The sequence below is a fragment of the Anaerosacchariphilus polymeriproducens genome (assembly GCF_003363435.1).
In the GTDB taxonomy this organism is placed as follows: domain Bacteria; phylum Bacillota; class Clostridia; order Lachnospirales; family Lachnospiraceae; genus Anaerosacchariphilus; species Anaerosacchariphilus polymeriproducens.
In genome coordinates this window covers 157,737-177,395 of sequence record NZ_QRCT01000016.1, presented here as the reverse complement: position 1 = coordinate 177,395, position 19,659 = coordinate 157,737, and the positions used below count along the sequence as shown (strand labels likewise).

19 protein-coding genes are annotated in these 19,659 nt (G+C 32.3%); 15 read left to right on the top strand and 4 right to left on the bottom strand.

The annotated features are described in order from the left end of the window. Positions 1–43: 43 nt before the first annotated feature. Positions 44–238, bottom strand: coding sequence for a hypothetical protein (locus tag DWV06_RS07005; RefSeq protein WP_115481467.1), 195 nt, complete (start codon positions 236–238; stop codon positions 44–46). Positions 239–502: 264 nt separating this feature from the next. Between DWV06_RS07005 and DWV06_RS07000 the strand changes: the two genes are divergently transcribed. The 3 genes from DWV06_RS07000 (at position 503) to DWV06_RS06990 (ending at position 2,938) form a co-directional block, all read left to right on the top strand. After that, positions 503–898 (top strand): hypothetical protein, encoded by a 396-nt coding sequence (locus tag DWV06_RS07000; protein ID WP_115481466.1) that lies wholly within the window; start codon positions 503–505, stop codon positions 896–898. A gap of 440 nt (positions 899–1,338) precedes the next feature. Beyond that, the gene (locus DWV06_RS06995; protein ID WP_115481465.1) at positions 1,339–2,511 is read left to right on the top strand and encodes an MFS transporter; all 1,173 of its coding nucleotides are present in this window, start codon (positions 1,339–1,341) and stop codon (positions 2,509–2,511) included. Between the two features lie 64 nt (positions 2,512–2,575). Beyond that, complete coding sequence (locus DWV06_RS06990; RefSeq protein ID WP_115481464.1) at positions 2,576–2,938, top strand: hypothetical protein; 363 nt, start codon at positions 2,576–2,578, stop codon at positions 2,936–2,938. A gap of 108 nt (positions 2,939–3,046) precedes the next feature. Here DWV06_RS06990 and DWV06_RS06985 read toward each other — a convergent pair whose 3' ends face one another. After that, positions 3,047–4,840 (bottom strand): ABC-F family ATP-binding cassette domain-containing protein, encoded by a 1,794-nt coding sequence (locus DWV06_RS06985; RefSeq protein ID WP_115481463.1) that lies wholly within the window; start codon positions 4,838–4,840, stop codon positions 3,047–3,049. Positions 4,841–4,973: 133 nt separating this feature from the next. Here DWV06_RS06985 and DWV06_RS06980 point away from each other — a divergent pair, with 133 nt between their 5' ends. The 4 genes from DWV06_RS06980 to DWV06_RS06965 all read left to right on the top strand — a co-directional run bounded on the left by DWV06_RS06980 (position 4,974) and on the right by DWV06_RS06965 (position 9,852). Further along, positions 4,974–5,900 (top strand): DUF4474 domain-containing protein, encoded by a 927-nt coding sequence (locus DWV06_RS06980; protein ID WP_115481462.1) that lies wholly within the window; start codon positions 4,974–4,976, stop codon positions 5,898–5,900. An 11-nt stretch (positions 5,901–5,911) separates the two neighbouring features. Further along, a complete protein-coding gene (locus DWV06_RS06975) occupies positions 5,912–6,745 on the top strand; it encodes a metallophosphoesterase (RefSeq protein WP_115481461.1) in 834 nt (277 codons plus the stop codon). A gap of 116 nt (positions 6,746–6,861) precedes the next feature. Continuing rightward, positions 6,862–7,998, top strand: a complete 1,137-nt coding sequence (locus DWV06_RS06970; protein ID WP_408608140.1) for an iron-containing alcohol dehydrogenase — start codon at positions 6,862–6,864, stop codon at positions 7,996–7,998. Between the two features lie 183 nt (positions 7,999–8,181). Continuing rightward, positions 8,182–9,852: a GGDEF domain-containing protein gene (locus DWV06_RS06965; RefSeq protein ID WP_162300595.1), complete on the top strand. Its 1,671-nt coding sequence runs from the start codon at positions 8,182–8,184 to the stop codon at positions 9,850–9,852. A gap of 43 nt (positions 9,853–9,895) precedes the next feature. Here the strand turns inward: DWV06_RS06965 and DWV06_RS06960 are convergent, their stop codons facing one another. Further along, the gene (locus DWV06_RS06960) at positions 9,896–11,452 is read right to left on the bottom strand and encodes an acyl CoA:acetate/3-ketoacid CoA transferase (RefSeq protein WP_115481458.1); all 1,557 of its coding nucleotides are present in this window, start codon (positions 11,450–11,452) and stop codon (positions 9,896–9,898) included. A 21-nt stretch (positions 11,453–11,473) separates the two neighbouring features. Next, positions 11,474–12,253, bottom strand: coding sequence for an enoyl-CoA hydratase-related protein (locus DWV06_RS06955; protein WP_115481457.1), 780 nt, complete (start codon positions 12,251–12,253; stop codon positions 11,474–11,476). A 433-nt stretch (positions 12,254–12,686) separates the two neighbouring features. Here DWV06_RS06955 and DWV06_RS06950 point away from each other — a divergent pair, with 433 nt between their 5' ends. From DWV06_RS06950 to larE, 8 genes are all read left to right on the top strand, one after another. Further along, the gene (locus DWV06_RS06950; RefSeq protein ID WP_115481456.1) at positions 12,687–13,103 is read left to right on the top strand and encodes a MarR family winged helix-turn-helix transcriptional regulator; all 417 of its coding nucleotides are present in this window, start codon (positions 12,687–12,689) and stop codon (positions 13,101–13,103) included. A gap of 161 nt (positions 13,104–13,264) precedes the next feature. Continuing rightward, positions 13,265–14,038, top strand: coding sequence for a transporter substrate-binding domain-containing protein (locus DWV06_RS06945; protein WP_115481455.1), 774 nt, complete (start codon positions 13,265–13,267; stop codon positions 14,036–14,038). A gap of 102 nt (positions 14,039–14,140) precedes the next feature. Then, a complete protein-coding gene (locus DWV06_RS06940; RefSeq protein WP_115481454.1) occupies positions 14,141–14,833 on the top strand; it encodes an amino acid ABC transporter permease in 693 nt (230 codons plus the stop codon). Further along, positions 14,823–15,569, top strand: a complete 747-nt coding sequence (locus DWV06_RS06935) for an amino acid ABC transporter ATP-binding protein (RefSeq protein ID WP_115481453.1) — start codon at positions 14,823–14,825, stop codon at positions 15,567–15,569. Before DWV06_RS06940 ends, DWV06_RS06935 begins: the two co-directional genes overlap by 11 nt. 100 nt (positions 15,570–15,669) lie before the next feature. Next, positions 15,670–16,737, top strand: coding sequence for an A/G-specific adenine glycosylase (gene mutY / locus DWV06_RS06930; protein ID WP_115481452.1), 1,068 nt, complete (start codon positions 15,670–15,672; stop codon positions 16,735–16,737). A gap of 76 nt (positions 16,738–16,813) precedes the next feature. After that, positions 16,814–17,566, top strand: a complete 753-nt coding sequence (gene larB / locus DWV06_RS06925) for a nickel pincer cofactor biosynthesis protein LarB (RefSeq protein WP_115481451.1) — start codon at positions 16,814–16,816, stop codon at positions 17,564–17,566. After that, positions 17,559–18,749, top strand: coding sequence for a nickel pincer cofactor biosynthesis protein LarC (larC, locus tag DWV06_RS06920; RefSeq protein ID WP_268877873.1), 1,191 nt, complete (start codon positions 17,559–17,561; stop codon positions 18,747–18,749). The genes larB and larC overlap by 8 nt, the downstream gene beginning before the upstream one ends. Continuing rightward, on the top strand, positions 18,746–19,573 hold the full coding sequence (larE, locus tag DWV06_RS06915) for an ATP-dependent sacrificial sulfur transferase LarE (protein ID WP_115481450.1): 828 nt from the start codon (positions 18,746–18,748) through the stop codon (positions 19,571–19,573). Before larC ends, larE begins: the two co-directional genes overlap by 4 nt. Positions 19,574–19,659: the final 86 nt, after the last annotated feature.

The following is a 19,659-nucleotide window of genomic DNA, read 5'->3' as shown; positions in this document are numbered from 1 at the left end:
TAGAGTTCAACTATAGAAAGTTTAAAGATAACACTTTCTATTTTTAGAAAGTTCCATCTTCCTTTAATTTATTTCTTACCGGACGTGGCAGGAAATTATAAAGTTCTTCATATGAATTTATTTCTGAAGAACTTTGAGGAAGAGAAGGGATTAATCCTGTGCAATCCTGTGTTGAATTAGAAACAAAATAATCTTCATCTAATGGATCCACAGTGTCTTTTACTTCGTTATCCTTCATAAATATCACGCCTTTCTATAGGGTTGATAATTTGAATACAGATGTATTCGCATTTATATGAATTCAGTTTACAAATTTCTTTAAAAAGTAAAAGAAAAGTAAGCTGATACTTTAGTATGATTCAAAATTCAACAAATTATTCTTTTTATGTCGTTTTAAATCTGGAATTTAATTAATTTTAATTTTATTTTTAATTTATGGTATTTTTAAACTATTATGTTAAAATAGCAAATAGGCTATCAAGCAATAGAAAGGTTGGGTTATATGAAAGAAAAGTTTGTACGATTTATGCAGGGAAGATATGGAACAGATAAGTTAAATAGATTTCTTTTAGTTAGTGCGGTTGTTGTATCATTAATAAGTACAATTGTAAGATTAGAATTTTTGTTTATAGTCAGCTATATACTGCTTGGTTATATTTTATTTCGTACACTATCAAAGAATACATATAGAAGATATCAAGAAAATCAAAAATTTTTAATGCATTATAATAAAGTAATACAGTGGTTTCAAAAGAAAAAGAAACGTATGCAAGAAAGGAAAACATATAGTTTCTTCAAATGCCCTAAGTGTAAACAAATGGTCCGTGTACCAAAAGGTAAAGGAAAAATTGCTATTACATGTCCCAAATGCAGGGAGGAGTTCATTAAACGGACCTGAACAACAATCATTGTCCAATAAATAAGACACAGAACTTTTTTTATGTAAATTGATGTTTCTATTCCTGAATGTTATGGTATAATATGGAAAGTGGGAACGGTTAGTCCCTCTCTGTGGTTACTCGATAACGATAGCGTTATTTGTTAATCGGGGAAGGGGGTGTTGCCAATGACATATGTAAGCTATAGTGATTTATTCACATTTGTTCTTATGTTAGTTGGTTTTGCGACACTAATAATAGCGTGTTGCAAAAAAAAATAACCGCCCCTCGCTAAAGCCGGCGGTTATTTAAACTTAAGACTAATGCAGAGGGGTACTAACTCAGTACCACTCTTTATATAAGTATTATAGCATATGTCTATTTAAATAACAATATACAACAAAAAAATTTATATGGTTGGAAAGCTGGACAAATAAAGACTCGGGACTTGAGAGACAAAATGAAAAGAAATTTTAATTTTATTATATTTATAATAACTAATATTATATCCTCGTTAGGAGATTATATATACGACATTGGAATTATAATATATTTATATAAAATAACAGGTTCATCGATTGTAATAGGAGGGTATTTTATTTTTCAATTTATACCTTCTTTATTTTTTGTACCTATCATTGGAACACTAATTGATAAGATAAATAATAAATTCATATTATTTACTTCAAATATAATAAGAGCAGTTATATTAATCATACTTTTATTTAACATTTCTAAAATACCAATATTTCTAGCATCGATCATATTAGGAATAAATGATGAACTAAATAGGGCAACCAATAATACGATATTGCCTAAAATTATAAACACAGATGAGATTACAAAAGCTAACTCATTTTTGTCTGTTTCTGATTCGATTACTATGATAATCGGTCCGATTATAGCAACTTTGTTATTAAATGGTTTTGGAATAAAAGGCAGCATAGTAATAAATTCTATATCGTTTATAATTGCTGCTATTCTTGTATTAACATTGAAAGTACATAAAAATATTTCCATTGTAATAAAAAATAATTTTTATAAAGAAGTAAAGTTAGGAATTAAATTTATTTTTACAGATCTATTTATAAGAAAAATTATTTACATTTGGGGCTTATTATTAATGGGAGTAGGGATTAGCAGTTCATTGATTATTGTATTCATTTCTAAGAATATGAATTTAAGACCAGATATGTATGGTTGGATAACTGCTGCCGAAGGTGTTGGAATTATTATTAGTTCTAGTATTATTATCAAAAAAAAATTTATTGATACTAAAAAATTAATTAAATATGGTTTACTAATTTTGGGAGTTGGTACTTTATGCGTATCTCTTACAAGTAACCAATATATTTTACTGTCTAGTTACGTATTAATAGGTATTGGTGCAGGATCAGCACCAAATGGAATACGATCTATGATACAAAAAAATGTAGAACAAACTATGTTAGGAAGAGTTTTTACCAGTGTAAGATTTATAGTAACAAATTTAAGGACTTTATCTATAACAATTTTTAGTATACTTGCTGAAAATTTAAATTTAAGGATTATATTTATAATAGCTGCTATATTTATATTTTTGGCCTGTTTTATTAGTAATCATTTGATAATTGAATCAGCTAAAGAGAAATAATGTACATATCGAATTTATGGTTGCCCTCAATCCAAAGAGAAGGGAGATTTAATAGGTAAGTAAAATGAGAAAAAAAACAATTATCATAAGTGTACTCATAATAATTATAGGAATTATAATATCTATTAAAATTTTTAAAAATGATACTGAAGGTTTTAAAAGGGGTAAATCATCTGATGTATATAGACTTAATTCGAAAGGAACTGTTATAGCCATTGATAAAAAAAAGAAAACATTAGTAGTATCAATAATTAATGATGAATTATTTAAAGATGGTCAAACAACTTTGAATTGTGAAAATGTGTATGGATTTGAAAACTTGGATTTAAAAGTAGGGGATAAAATAATATTTTACTATTTTTCTCATAATAATTATAACAATGAACCTTTTAAAATAGAGGCTATTGAAACAAATAATCAATCATAAGATATTAGCAATTCTTTTATTTAATACTTTTATATAGAGATTCTATAAAATGTTAGACATATCAGTTGTAACACAAAACATTTTATAGAATCCATGAAAAGAATCCCTTTACTTTTCACTATTAATCTTAGCATCTAAATCATTAAGGTACACCCATCTTTCGTATTTAACTTCTAATTGCACCTCTAACTCTTTTTTTTGATTCATAAGTTCATTCAGCTTAGTATATTGACTTGCATATTCTTCCATTTCGGTTTCGAGTTGTTGTATGTTATTTTCTAAGACAGCAATGTCATCATCAATTGTATCAAACTCACGTTGTTCTTGAAAAGTAAATTTCAATTTTTTGACTTTTGGTTTTTGCGTTTTTTCTGACTTTTTCTTTTCTTCTTTTACATTTAAAGTTTCATTATCGTTTCTATTAGCGGTATTATAATAATCTGAATAACCTCCTTCATATTGTTTGAGGTCTCCATTTGCTTCGAAAGCAAAAATACGGTCTACAATACGGTCAAGAAAATAACGGTCATGAGAAATTGTAATAACGATACCTTGAAATGTATCTAAGTAATCTTCAAGAATTGTCAAAGTAGCTATGTCTAAGTCATTGGTAGGCTCATCTAAGATAAGCACATTAGGGGAGGTCATAAGTACTTTTAATAAATATAGACGTCTTTTTTCGCCTCCGGATAGTTTTGAAATTGGTGTCCATTGCATAGATGGGGTAAATAAAAATCTTTCTAACATTTGAGAAGCAGAGATAGTGCCGTTAGAGGTAGTAATATATTCGGCTTCGTTTTTGATGTAATCAATAACTCTTAAATTAGAATCCATATCATCAATTTCCTGGGCAAAATATCCGATTTTTATTGTACTTCCGATTTCAACATTACCAGAATCAGGTGATAAGTTTCCAATTAAAATTTTCATGAGTGTAGATTTACCGCAACCATTTGGCCCAATGAAACCAACACGTTCATCCCTTAAGAAGATATGAGTAAAGTTATGAATCAGTGTTTTGTCAGGGAATGCTTTTGAAATATTAGTCAATTCAATTGTTTTTTTACCTAAGCGACTGCCTAAAGAATCAATTTCCACCTTTTCGTTAGGTTTTGGCGATTCAGTTTGTTGAAGCTCATCAATTCGTTCAATTCTTGCTTTTTGTTTTGTAGAGCGTGCTCTTGCACCACGTTTTAACCATTCCAGTTCCGTTTTTAAAATACTTTGTCGTTTTCGGTCAGAGGCTGCTTCCATTTCCATTCGTTGCCTTCGAAGTTCTACAAAGCCGGAATAGTTTGTATTATAATTGTAGATATTTTGTTGATCAATTTCTACCATTTTATTCGTTACACGGTCAAGAAAATATCGGTCATGTGTAACCATTATGAAAGCACCCCTAAATTTTTTTAAGTAATTTTCAAGCCAATCAATCATTTCTAAATCTAAATGGTTTGTTGGCTCGTCTAAAATAAGTACATCAGATGGCAAAACGATAGCTTTTGCTAGCGCTATTCTCTTTTTTTCTCCACCGGATAAATGTTCTATTGATTGATCGTAGTTCCAAAAACCTAGTTTGTTTAAAATAGATTTAGCTTCACCTTCTACATTCCAATTTTTGGTTTGAATATTCTTATCTGCTAAAATATATTCCAGTATAGTACAGTTAGTTTCAAAAACAGGATTTTGTGGAAGATAGGTTACAGTAATATTGTTGTTATAGATGATATTTCCCGAATCCGTTTGTTCAAGCTTCGCTAAAATCTTTAAAAAAGTTGTTTTTCCGGTACCGTTTATACCGACAACTCCAATTTTATCATTCTGATGTATACCAAAAGTCACTTGATTGAGTAGAATACGGTCTGAGTACCCCTTTACTATATTATCAGCTAATATTATATTCACAATGAAAACTCCTAACTAATTTATGATATTATTTCATCAAGAATCATATCATAGAAAATAGAAAAAACCAATGATTACTTAGAGCAGGATAATCTTTTTTTCATATAGTAATAGTAATAGAGAAGGGAAGAAGATGATTACTGTGAAATCTTATATATATCCTGGGTGCGTTATTATAATAGTAGTACTCTTACTTTTACTTATAAGATTATGGCTTCAAGATAGTAGAAGAAGAAGAGCATTTTATAATTTGCTCCATAATAAAAAATATAGTGAAAAAGTAAATCAGCTTAATGAATTGTTAAAACCATATGGTTATATGTACAATACAATGTGGGATTGCATATCGAGTAGAACGGATGCTTGGCAGAAAGATTTCGGATATTCCAAATTATATGATGAGATGGCACCATTTTTTAATATGATTTTTGATTGCGAGCCAATTCATTTTGAATATGATGAAAAATTATGGCTGGTTGAATTCTGGAAAGGGCAATATGGATTGACAGCTGGTGCAGAAGTAGGAATATATAATAGAAAAAAATCAACGGATGGAATTATTAATAAAAACGTATATAAGTCATTGAATGAAGATGATTTTCTACCCATAGGGATGACTATATGGAACAAAGAAAATATTCTATTTGAACAGAAAAAAAGACATTGGTGGCTGGCAAACTTTGCAGTAGGAGAGTTTGTAGATCCGCAAGATCTACATGGTGAAATTGAAATTGTATTTCCGAATCAAGAGATGTGTATGGCATTTTTAAGGGGAGTTCAGAAGGCAGGATATGAGGGTAAGCAGATTTACATTAAAGGATACACTGTCTTTGTTACTTTTGATGTTCCTTATGCAAAACAACCAAGAGATAATAAGAAATTTTTAGTTAGACTGAAACAAAAAGAGAACAAAAAAAATTGTAAAATTTATAATAGAATCACGAAAGATTATGATAGTACGTTAGATAAAATTTTATATCTAACGATGGAATATCCATTATTATTTGATGTCACAATGAAAATAGGGAAGACCAGGGAAATATTCAAGTTATTGGATTAAAGGGGGCTCTTATGTTTCGAATGCAAAGATTGACCCAAGTGTTTCAAACGGCACCGGAAATTAAAATTGATGAAAAAGAACCTATTGTAATTATGAGTGATTGTCATAGAGGTGTTGGCAATTGGAGTGATAACTTTGCGCATAATCAAAACATTTACAAAGCTGCTTTACAATATTATTATAATAAATATTTCACTTATATTGAATTGGGGGATGGAGATGAACTCTGGGAGAACAGCAATTATCAGGATATAAAAAATCAATATAAGGAAATATTTCAGATATTAGAGAAGTTTTGTAATAAAAATAGAATGTATGTTATATACGGTAATCATGATGAAATTAAAAAAAAGATAGGAATGGGTAAAGAGTTTTGTAATTGTCCGGTTTATGAAGGATTAATTTTAAAAGAAGCTGATTATAGTATTTTTTTGGTTCATGGACATCAGGGGGAATTGTTTAATGATTATCTTTCTGGAATTTCCAAATTTTTAGTGAAAAATTTTTGGAGAAAGCTTGAAAATTTTGGAATGCATGATCCGACAAGTCCTGCACAAAATAATAAGGCTAAAAAAATAACTGAAAACGAGTTGATTAAATGGAGCTCAACACATAATCAAGTAATAATTACAGGACATACCCATAGACCTATGTTACCAAAACCAGGCGAATACAAATATATTAATGCTGGATGTTGTGTACATCCTTATGGTATTACCGCTATAGAGATACATGATAAGTCCATATTTCTTGTTAAATGGAGCTTAGAAATAAACGATAAAGGAGTTATTTGTGTCAGTCGAAAAGTATTAGTAGGACCTGAAAGACTTATGGGCTATTTTTAATTAACTATTGATTAACTATTGACATATGTTTGTCAAATTGATAAAATATAGACAAAGTGATATACAAATTTTATTTGAAAAACATAGGAGGAAATATTGTGGGAAATCAATTTATAATGCCAAAAAAAGTAGTAACTGGAGAAAATGCATTAAAAGACGCTGAACAATTTTTCAAAAGCTATGGTAAAAAGGCTTTGATTGTTACAGATAGTGTAATGGTACAACTGGGAAATTGTGCAAAAGTAGAAGAAGCATTGAACAACCAGGGAGTATCATATGTAGTATATGCTGAAATTAATGGTGAACCTACAGACATAATGATTGAAAAAGGTTTAGAATTATATAAAAATGAGGAATGTGACTTTTTAATTTCTGTAGGTGGCGGCAGTCCAATCGATTCCATGAAAGCTATTGCTGCTTTAGTTACAAGTGGTGGAAAGATTTCTGATTATATGGGTAAAGTTATTGAAAAAGAAACACCTCCAACTGTTGCAATTCCGACTACAGCAGGTACAGGTTCAGAAGCAACGCAGTTCACTATTATTACTGATACAAAGAAAGATATTAAAATGTTACTAAAAGGACCTGTTTTAATGCCAAGTTTAGCAATTAATGATCCACAATTTACAATGACAGCTCCAGATTTTATTACAGCTGCAACAGGTCTAGATGCTTTAACACATGCAGTTGAAGCATATACATCAAGAAAAGCGCAGCCATTATCTGATGTATTTGCTGTTTCTGCAGTTAAGAGAATTTTTAAATATTTACCAATCGCTTATAAAGAAGGTACGAATGCAGAGGCAAGAGAACAAATGGCTATCGCAGCTTTAGAGGCTGGTATAGCATTTAACAACGCGTCTGTAACTGTAATTCATGGTATGAGTAGACCAATTGGAGCATTATTTCATATTGCTCATGGTTTATCAAACGCAATGTTATTAAAAGAAGGGCTTAGCTATGTACTTGATGGTGCATATGATCGCTTTGCAGTTTTAGGTAAGGAAATAGGTGTAGCAACAGATTCAGATTCAGATGAGACAGCAAGTAAGAAATTTTTAGATGCACTTGCAAATATTGTAAAGGAATTAGATACTCCTTCATTAGCTGAAAAAGGCATAGATAAAGATAAATTCTTTGCATCAATTGATAAAATGGCATCAGATGCAATAGCTTCCGGAAGCCCTGGAAATACAAGAAAAGAGCTTACAGCAGAAGATTTAAAAGTGATATATAAAAAACTTTGGGATTAAAAGAAAATATATTTTTTAATATAAAGTGGCACTAGAAGTGAATTTCTAGTGCTATTTTTTCTAATTTATTATTAATTAGCAGAAAATATTTGATGGAAATTGGAAGAAAATGAAAGAAACAATTGAATAATTCTTAAAAATAAATTAATATGTTAATATGAGCGTATGAGAAAGGAAAGGCAAATGAAAGAGATACCTTTAAAGATATTTGGTGCCGAGGTCATAATTACTCTTGTATTACTTGTTATGATTATTTTCTTTAATCAAAGTGAGAGATATGAAAAGTATAATGGGAACATACAAGATTTTAAAAATGGCTGGTCATATGATAATGGTAGTGAAATTTTACCTATAAAAGAGGGAACACAAAAGGTTGAATGGACAGCAGGCAAAACTCTTACCTTATATAACAAAATACCGGAAAATATAAAAGAAGGAAATGCAATTGCTTTTTTTACAGTTCATGAAAACGTAGAAGTTTATGCAGATAATTCTTTGATTTATTCCTTCAAGACTTTGGAGAATAGTTTTGTTAAAAGTCCGGGAAATGCATGGAACATTGTATCAATACCAAGAATGTATTTTGGGAAAGAACTTAAGATTTGCATAACTACCAATTATCCATCAGACGCCGGCATTTTACCAGAGTTTAAAATGGGAACCAAAAATCTTTTAATTAATGATATTTTGAACAGAAATCTGTTGACATTAATTATAGCTTCTACAATTATGATGAGTGGAATTGTACTGCTTGGTGTTTATTTTGCATTAAGAAAAGTCTATGAATGGGATGAGTCTGTATTATATGTAGGAGTATTGGCTCTTTTAATGGGTATCTGGTCAGTTATTGAAACACAGATCCTGCCGATTTATTTAGGGCATAATTTTGCTTTTAGTCAGGCTGCATTCTTAAGTTTAGTTTTAATGCCTTATACATTTATGAGGTTTTTCCGTCTTACGTATGCTGTGGAAAATTATCGTTTTCAGAAAGTAGCTGCTACAATTGTCCAGATATTAACAGCAACAGTATTTATATTAGCAATTTTTAGAATTGCAGATTTTAAGGAAACATTGTTTTTAATTCATTTTTCAATGGGGATATCATTTGTGGTAATGACTTGTGGAATAATAATGAAAATGCGTACTTTTGACCGTGAGCAGAGAAGATTAGGTAAATTTCATTTAATATGTCTTTTCGTAATGTGTTTAAGTTTGGGATTTTATTTTCTTGATTATTACTTAGGAGATAAACAGATGAGCACATTTATAATTGCACCGGTAGCAATGTTAACAATTCTTTTGACCAATATGAAAATACGTAATACCTTATGGTTGGCCCGAGTTGGGAAAGAGGCAGAGCAAATTGAAAAAATAGCTTATCATGATGTTTTGACAAATTTAGAGAATAGAGCCGCGTATACGAAAAAAGTAAACTCAATACCAAAAGAAGAGTACGCTAAATACGGAATTGTAATGATGGATTTAAATAATTTAAAAGGATTTAATGATGTCTATGGTCATAGTATGGGCGACTATTATATTATCATTTGCAGTGAAATTATGTATGATATCTTTGATAGTTATGGAAGTATTTATCGTATAGGTGGAGATGAATTTTGTGCATTGATAAAAGATTGTGATATGGCCACATACAATGTGTTGGGAATGGAAGTGAAAAAGAAATTAGAGAAATTAAAGGTTCCAAACACACAGATGCAAATGGGAATTTCTATAGGATATGCGAAATTTGATTCGGATATAGACAAGAATTTGTTTGATACTATGAATCGAGCAGATGAATTGATGTATGATAATAAACAAAAACTTAAAGTTAATGGATATTATAAAGAATAGAAAAGCTATTGGATCTTATATAGTAAGTTCCAATAGCTTTTTTCTAATTGTTTAAGCCCATTTTTTCATCCTTAAAGATGCGGAGATCCATTAGTTTAGGTTCTCCATCCATTTTAGGTTTAAACTCCATTAAATCAAAGATTTGAGTTTGGATATCTATCCCTGGAGCAACTTCTGTTAAGTAAACGCCGTCATCGCGTAATTCAAATACTGCTCTTTCTGTGATATACATTACCGGTTGACCGGTTTTGTTCGCATATTTGCCACTAAATGTGATCTGTTCTACGTGATCTATGAACTTAATTGACTTACCTTCTTGAAGAATAACAAGTTTACCGTCATTAATTTCAGTTTTTAAACCACCAGCTGTGAAGGTTCCACAGAAGAAGACTTTCTTTGAATTTTGGGTAATATTTATAAATCCACCGCAACCGGCAATTCTTGGACCAAATTTACTAACATTGATATTTCCTTCTTTGTCAGCCTGTGCAAGTCCTAAGAAGGCTAAATCAACGCCGCCGCCATCATAAAAATCGAACTGGGTAGGTTGATCAAGAATTGCTTCTGGATTCACCGCACCTCCAAATTTTGCTCCGCCTTGAGGTACACCACCAATAGGACCGGCTTCAACAGTTAAAGTCATATAGTCACAAATTCCTTCTTCATTTGCAACCATAGAGATGTATTCCGGAATTCCAATACCTAAGTTCACAATAGTGTTAGGGGTTAATTCCATGGCAGCTCTTCGTCCAATGATTTTTTTGGGACTCAAGGAAGGATATCGAATACCACTTAATGGAATTCTATATTCTCCAGTCATGGAAGCATCAAAATCGCAGCCAATGCATTGTTGATGATTTTCCGGAGAATCAGCAATTACGACTGCATCAACATAAATCCCAGGTATTTTTACTGATTTTGGATCCAATGTGCCATTTTGAACAACTTTTTTTACTTGTACGATAACTTTACCACCGCTGTTTTTTACAGCTTGAGCAACTGCAGTCGCTTCAAGGGTAGCAATTTCTTCATCCATAGAGATATTACCTTGTTCATCAGCATATGTGCCACGAAGAAATCCCATATTAAGAGGGAACGATTTATATAATAATCTTTCTTCACCTAAAATATTAACAACTTCTACAATGTTCTCTGTTGTGATACTGTTTAATTTACCACCTTCAATCCTTGGATCGGCAAATGTATTTAAACCAACATGTGTTAAGGTACCTAATTTATGACCGGCAATGTCACGGCAAAGTTGAGAGAGCGTTCCTTGAGGTAAATTGTATGCTTCAATTTTATTTTCTAAAGCTAATTTTCCTAATTCAGGTGCCATGTTATAATGACCGGCAATTACTCTTTTTAGCATTCCTTCGTGAGCGAAGCGATCTGCTCCGCTGCCATCTCTGTTTCCTTGCGCTGCTGCATAAAAAAGTGTCAGGTTCTTAGGAGAACCGGTTTCTAAAAATCTTTTTTCTATTGCCTTAGTTAATGTTTCAGGCATGCCGCTGGCTACAAAACCTGAGGTAGTAACTGTCATGCCATCCTGAATCATTTCAGCAGCTTCAGCGGCAGTAATAATACTTACTTTATTCATAATTTTTTTCGTCTCCTAAAATCAAAAATCTTTGAAATTTTTTTCTTTTCTTTTTTCAAGGAAAGCTGTCATTCCTTCTTTCTTGTCGTAAGTAGAGAAGGAAAGTCCAAATGCATCTGCTTCAAATTTTAAACCACTTGCAAGATCCGTATCTAATCCGGTATTAATAGCAGCTTTTGCTAATGAAACTGCATAACTTCCGTTAGAAATAATTTTAGCAGCCATTTTTTTACAGTAATCTAATAATTCAGCTTGAGGAACTACTTTATTTGCCAGACCAATTCTATAAGCTTCTTGTGCATCGATCATATCACATGTAAAAATCAATTCTTTTGCCCGTCCTTTTCCGACCAAACGAGGAAGTCTTTGTGTACCACCGAATCCAGGCAAGATTCCAAGACCACATTCAGGCTGACCGAATTTTGCATTTTCAGATGCAACACGGATATCACAGGCCATTGATATTTCACAACCACCACCAAGAGCAAAACCATTAACAGCAGCGATTGTAACTTGTGGCATATTTTCTAATTTTGCAAATGATTCTGCAGCCAGAAGAGCCATAGTTCTGCCCTCAGCAGGGGATGCGTTTACCATTTCTGAAATATCTGCGCCTGCAACAAAAGCTTTTTCGCCTGAACCTGTTAAGATAAGAACTTTAACGTCTTTTCTTTTTTCGATGTCAGAGAAAACTTCCCCCAATTCTGCAAGTGTTTCGCTGTTAAGAGCATTAAGTGATTTTGGTCTGTCGATTGTGACTACAGCAACTTCGTTTTCAATTGACAATGTAACGTTGTTCATAATGAAAAACCTCCTAATATAGAATAAAGAATTTAAAAGTTTGGGTTGCATTATTAATGCAATCTCTCTTATTTAATAATGTAAACAATATTAAAGAATATGTCAAGAGTTTATCAAAGATTCTATAGTAGTTTTTGAAAAAAGTAGGTCACATTATGGTGATGTTAACAAATAAATAGAGATAAAAGTAAAAATATGACAACAATTTAACTATAAAGTTGTTAAAATTAAGTTTTATTACAAAAAAATACCAATAAAACGACTAGCATGCAAGATATTTAATAGACAAACTAATAAGAGTCATAAATAACATCTTAACTAATATACCCAATTCTTTTTGAAAATATAAGGAAATAATGAAAAATCTATTGTCTCTTTTCGATTATTCTGCTAAAATAATGTCTGATAGTCACGAAAATTGGAGGAATGACATGTGGAATTAACACAATGTATCAATTATTTACTCACAACTGCTCAACATACGGTCTCACAAAATTTGAGCAATCGTTTAGGAGAATATGATATTACACCAAGTCAATATGCTGTATTGAGATGTTTATGGGATATGAATAAAGCAAATCCGAAAGAAATAGCCGAAGCATTAGGCATCGAAACTTCAACAATCTCTGGGGTCTTAGACCGCATGCAAAAGAAAGGGTTGATTGTCAGAACGATTAGTGAAGAAGATCGACGTTTTATTTTGGTAGAAATTACAGAAAAAGGGAAAGCTTTAGAAGAACCTATTATTAAAATTGTAGATGATGTGAATGAAGAAGTTCTACAGTTCTTGTCACCTGAAGAGAGGGACAAATTGAAAAATAACTTGCGTAGAATTGCATTAGGTGAATAAAAATTAAATTCTAAAGGAGGGAGGATAGTTTAAAATCCCTCTTTTTTAGATTAAAAATACAAAGTTTTTTATTATTTATGCAAAAGCATGCTTGAGTTTTGTGAAAAACATGATAAAATACTTTATAAGATTGTTTATATGATTAGGAGGATATATTTATTATGAAGAAAATATTAGCTACCATGTTAATTGCTGTTATGGCTTTTTCGCTGTCTGCATGTGCTAAAAAAGAAAAAGCAGTGATTAATGGACCAGATGATTTAAGTGGAAAAAAAGTAGGCGTACAGACAGGAACTACTGGAGATTTATTAATTTCTGATGAGGATTCCATTAATGTTGAACGATTCAATAAAGCTGTTGAAGCAGTACAGGCATTAAAACAGGGAAAAATCGATGCAGTTGTTATTGACGATCAACCCGCTCAGGTATTTATTAAAGGAACCAAAGGTCTAAAAATTTTAGATACGGAATATGTAGAGGAAGATTATGCGATTAGTATAGCAAAAGAAAATGAAAATTTATTAAAAGATATCAATAAAGCGATTAAAGAATTAAAAGACGATGGAACATTGGATCGCATTGTAGATTACTATATAGGTCAAAATAAAGATGCGAAAAGATATGAATCTCCAGCAGATATAAAATACAGCGGAACTTTAGTTATGGCTACAAATGCAGAATTTCAACCTTATGAATATTATGAAGGAAAAGAAATTGTGGGGTTAGATGTTGATTTTGCAAAAGCAATTGCGGATAAATTAGGAAAAGAGCTTAAAATTGAAGACATGGCTTTTGATTCAATCATTGCTGCAGTTCAAAGTGGAAAAGCAGATATTGGTTGTGCGGGTATGACTGTTACTGAGGATCGTTTAAAATCAATTAATTTTACGGATAGTTATTATACAGGACGTCAGGTTATTATTGTAGCTGAGTAGTAAGGAAAAGGATTACAATTTAGATGAGGTGCTTTGTCATAAGTGCCTTATTCTTTTTATAGGAGAAGTTTTAGAAGTAGCTATAGCTAAACGGAGGAAGGAATCTTGAGTGGATTTAGAGATAATTTTGTTAATAATTTTATAGATGATCAAAGATGGAGATATATTTGGGATGGATTAGGAGTAACATTACAGGTCACTTTTTTTGCTTTAATATTGGGAGTGATCTTAGGCTTTTTATTAGCTGTTATCAGAGCAACTTATGATAAAACAGGAAAACTAAAAGTATTAAATTTTATTAGTCAATTATATATTACTATAATACGAGGTACACCGGTTGTAGTTCAATTGTTAATTATATTTTTTGTAATATTTGGTTCCGTTAATATTAGTAAAATAATTGTTGCTATTTTAGCTTTTGGATTTAATTCATCCGCATATGTAGCAGAAATCGTTCGATCAGGAATTATGTCAATAGATAAAGGACAGTTCGAGGCAGGAAGAAGCTTAGGATTTAATTATGTACAAACCATGATTTATATTATATTGCCGCAGGCATTTAAAAACATACTTCCCGCTTTGGGAAATGAATTTATTGTATTGTTAAAAGAGACATCCGTTTCAGGTTATATAGCGTTGCAAGACTTAACTAGAGGCGGGGATATAATTAGGAGTCGTACTTATAATGCGTTTATGCCGTTAATAGCGGTAGCACTTATTTATTTAACGATGGTTCTTATCTTTACCAAATTGGTAAATATGCTGGAAAGGAGGCTGCGTAATAGTGAGCACTAATCAAAATACATTATTTAGAGTTGAAAATTTACGAAAAGAATTTGGAAAAGGTTTTTTTGCTTTAGATGGAATTACGGAAGAATTTCACAAAGGTGAAGTAGTGGTCATTATAGGTCCCTCCGGTTCAGGAAAATCTACCTTTCTTCGCTCTTTAAATTTGTTAGAGATACCTACAGAAGGGAAAATTTATTTTGAGGGTGTGGATATTACTGACAGCAAAGTAGATATTAATATTCACCGCCAGAAAATGGGAATGGTTTTTCAGCATTTTAATTTATTTCCGCACATGACAATTCTGAAAAATCTATGCATTGCTCCTATGAAATTGCAAAACAAAAGTAAAGAAGAGGCAGAAGAAAATGCAATGAAATTATTAAAAAGAGTTGGTCTTGAAGGACGTGCGAATGACTTTCCGTCTCAATTATCAGGAGGTCAGAAACAACGTATTGCAATTGTTCGGTCATTAGCGATGAATCCGGATGTTATGTTATTTGATGAACCGACTTCTGCATTAGATCCGGAGATGGTTGGAGAAGTGTTAGAGTTGATGAAAGATCTTGCAAAGGATGGAATGACAATGGTGGTTGTTACTCATGAAATGGGATTTGCAAAAGAAGTAGCGAATCGGATTCTGTTTATTGATAAAGGACAAGTCATAGAACAGAATCAGCCAAAAGAATTTTTTGAAAACCCACAGAACTCCAGATTGAAAGAATTCTTATCAAAAATATTATAAATCCAATAAAAGGAATCCTCATTGAAAACCATTATGTGTTATGATAATACATGATGAGAAACAATGGGGATTTTGTTAGTTTGAAATTGTGAGGTTAAAGATGAAGAAGGAAATAAATTTAAAGCTTGTTGTACAGCCATTACTTGATTGGTATGATGATCATAGAAGGATTCTTCCATGGAGAGAGGAAGCTACGCCTTATCGTGTATGGGTTTCTGAAATAATGCTGCAACAGACGAGAGTAGAGGCAGTGAAACCATATTTTGAAAGATTTGTAGGGGCATTGCCTACCATTGAGCATTTAGCGAACTTAAATGAAGATGCTTTGATGAAACTATGGGAAGGTCTTGGTTATTATAATCGAGTGAGAAATATGCAAAAAGCGGCAAGGGTCATTATTGAAAAGTATAATGGGAAAATGCCGGGTGATTATAAGCAGTTATTAGAATTACCAGGGATTGGTTCCTACACAGCAGGAGCAATTGCATCCATAGCATTTCAAATTCCGGTACCTGCAGTAGATGGAAATGTATTACGGGTCATCTCTAGATTAACGGCTGATGAAAGTGATATCATGAAACAATCGGTTCGAAAAGATATGGAAAATAAACTTCTTCAGGTAATGCCACAAAAAAGAGCCGGAGATTTCAATCAAGCGCTTATGGAACTTGGAGCAATGGTCTGTATCCCCAACGGTATGGCAAAATGTGAAATGTGTCCATGGTATCATTATTGTGAAGCTAGAAAACAAGGGATTGTCATGGAATTGCCCAAAAAGCAGCCTAAGAAAAAGAGAAAAATAGAAGAGCGTACAGTCGTTATACTACAGGACAGAAATAAAGTTATGATACAGAAAAGACCGTCAAAAGGTTTGTTGGCGGGACTTTATGAATTTCCTAATTTTTTAGGAAGTCTGTCAGAGGAAGAAGTACTGAATTGGGTGAAAGAAAAAGGTCTTTTACCAATCCGGATTCAAAAGCTAGAAGACTCGAAACATATTTTTTCTCATATAGAATGGCATATGAAAGGTTTTGTCGTCAGGATTGAAGAACCGCAGGATATGAACTTTAAAGGGTATTTGTTTGTAGATCCGGATCAGACGAAAAAGGAATATTCTATCCCATCTGCTTTTGCTGCCTATACAAAATTCTCTAAATATTTATTTTAACAAGATTGCTTTTTTTTCCAATATATAATATAGTTTTGATAAGTGGGAAGATTCTTCGAGAAAGGAAGAAGGATAATTGAATATTTATGAAATACTAGAAAGAGTAAAAAGGGAAGAGCTTTCAATAGAAGATGCAGAGAAAATTTTGAAAAAACTTCCTTATGAAGATTTAGAATTTGCGAAACTGGATCATCATAGAAAGAGCAGGGCAGGTTACGGAGAAGTTGTGTATTGTGAAGGAAAGACAAAAGAACAGACGGCTTCTATTTTCTATCATCTATCTTTGGAGAATGATAATATTCTTGGAACAAGAGCAAGCGAAGAGCAGTATGAAATTATAAAAGCACAGATTTCGGAGACTGATTATGACCCTCTGTCCAAAATAGTAAAAGTAGTACGAAAGCCTATTGAACAAAAAGGTCTTATTGCTATTTGTACAGCCGGTACAGCAGATATTCCGGTGGCAGAGGAAGCTGTTTTGACAGCCGAGTTTTTTGGGAATAGAGTTTATCGTTGTTATGATGTTGGAGTGGCTGGAATACATAGGCTTTTGAATCATGTGGAGAATTTGAATCAAGCGAATTGTATTATAGCAGTTGCCGGGATGGAGGGAGCATTGGGCAGTGTCTTGGCCGGATTGGTGAACAAACCGGTAGTTGCAGTGCCTACCTCTGTTGGTTATGGGGCCAATTTTGGAGGAGTTTCTGCTCTATTGACTATGATAAATTCATGTGCAAATGGAATCTCAGTGGTAAATATTGATAATGGATATGGAGCTGCTTATGTGGCTTCTCAAATAAACAGATTGGTGGTTGAGGCGAGTGAGTAAAAAAACATTATTTCTTGAGTGTTATTCTGGAATAAGTGGTGATATGACAGTTGGCGCTTTTCTGGATTTAGGGGTAGAAAAAGATTATTTACAAAAAGTGTTAGAAGAACTTCCTTTATCAGGTTATGAAATTGAAATTAAAAAAGAAACTAAAAAATCAATTGAAGGTACCGCTTTCCGGGTAATATTGAAAGAAGAGCCTGTATCTCATAGAAATCTTACAGATATTTATCATATTATTGATGAAGCAAATCTTTCGGACCGTGTAAAACAAAGTGCGAAAGGTATATTTGAAATTGTAGCGAAAGCAGAAGCGAAAGCTCATGGGATTTCAATTGAAAAAGTGCATTTTCATGAAGTTGGAGCAATCGATTCTATTATTGATATCATAGCAGCAGCTGTCTGTGTGGAACGATTGGGAATTGAGCATGTTGCAGTTTCTGTTCTATATGAAGGACAGGGTTATACAGAGTGTCAACATGGTAAGATTCCGGTTCCGGTACCTGCAGTTGTGAATATTATACAAGAATATAACCTTCCTATTCAAATTACAAATTGTCAAGGCGAAATGGTTACACCTACAGGAGCTGCGATAGCGGCCTATTTAAAAAATTTGGAACAACATTCTTATGAAGGAAAGATAGAGAGAGTAGGTATTGGTATTGGATGTAAAGAATTTGAACATGCTAATATTTTGCGTGCGATGATTATAGAAGAAAATAAAAATTCTGAGGGAGATTTATGGATCTTAGAGAGCAATATCGATGACAGTACAGGAGAAACCTTATCCTATACGATGGAAAAGTTGTTTCAGGCAGGGGCAAGAGATGTATATTATATACCAATTTTTATGAAGAAAAATCGTCCTGCATATCTATTAAATGTAATCTGTCAGATGTCAGAAATTGAAACGATGGAAGGTATCATTTTCTATCAAACGACTACGATTGGGATTAGAAAATTCCCTATAAAAAGAAGAATCCTAGATAGAAAGATGTTAACAGTCAATACTCAATTTGGAATCACGAAGGCAAAAATATGCTATTTTGAAGAGCAGACTTTCTGCTATCCGGAATATGAAAGCGTAAGAAATATATGTGAGGCTCATAATATTGACTTTCAGAGTGCATATGCCATGATTCAGGATAATGCAATACAACAGTTAGAGGATAATATAAGATGATAAAGCAAGAAGATTTAGAACAAAAGAAAAACAAATTGGTGCAAATAATTAAAAGTTATAAAAAAGCAGCAATTGCATTTTCAGGCGGTGTTGATTCCACTTTTTTATTAAAAATTGCAAAAATAGCAATTGGTAACAACTGCTTAGCATTCATTATACAAACGAATCATATGCCCAAAAGAGAGTTAAAAGAAGCGGTTGAATTTTTGGAGAAAGAAAATATTCATTATAAAATTTGTGAAATGAATGAATCCGACATCAAAGGATTTTCGGAAAATCCAGAAAATCGTTGTTATCTATGTAAAAAAGAGTTGTTTCTAAAAATGAAACAGGAAGCGTTGCAACATGGTATTCCATATGTATTGGAAGGATCAAATTTAGATGACATGATGGATTACAGACCAGGATTAGCTGCTTTACAAGAATTGGAAATAAAGAGTCCTCTAAGAGATACTGAGTTATCAAAACAAGAAATCCGCCTACTTTCCAAAGAACTAGGATTGAATACATGGCAGAAACCTTCTTATTCCTGTCTTGCAACAAGAATTCCTTATGGAGAGTTGATTACCAAAGAGAAGCTTCATATGATTGAGCAATGCGAAAATTATTTAATGGAGTTAGGCTTCTCACAAATTCGTGTAAGACATCATGGTACATTGGCAAGAATTGAAGTTGAGAGAAATGAAATGGAAAAATTATATGATGAGAAAATTCAAAATGAAATAAGTAATTATTTTAAGAAAATTGGATTTTTATATACGGCTCTTGATTTAGGCGGATATAAGATGGGAAATATGAATCAAGTCCTTCATGAACGTAATTGAGTCGTGTAAATAGAATAGAAGGGTGCCTCATAAAATGAGTCATCCTTTTTTCTTCTAACGATAAGATGCTAATAGTTGTGAAAGGA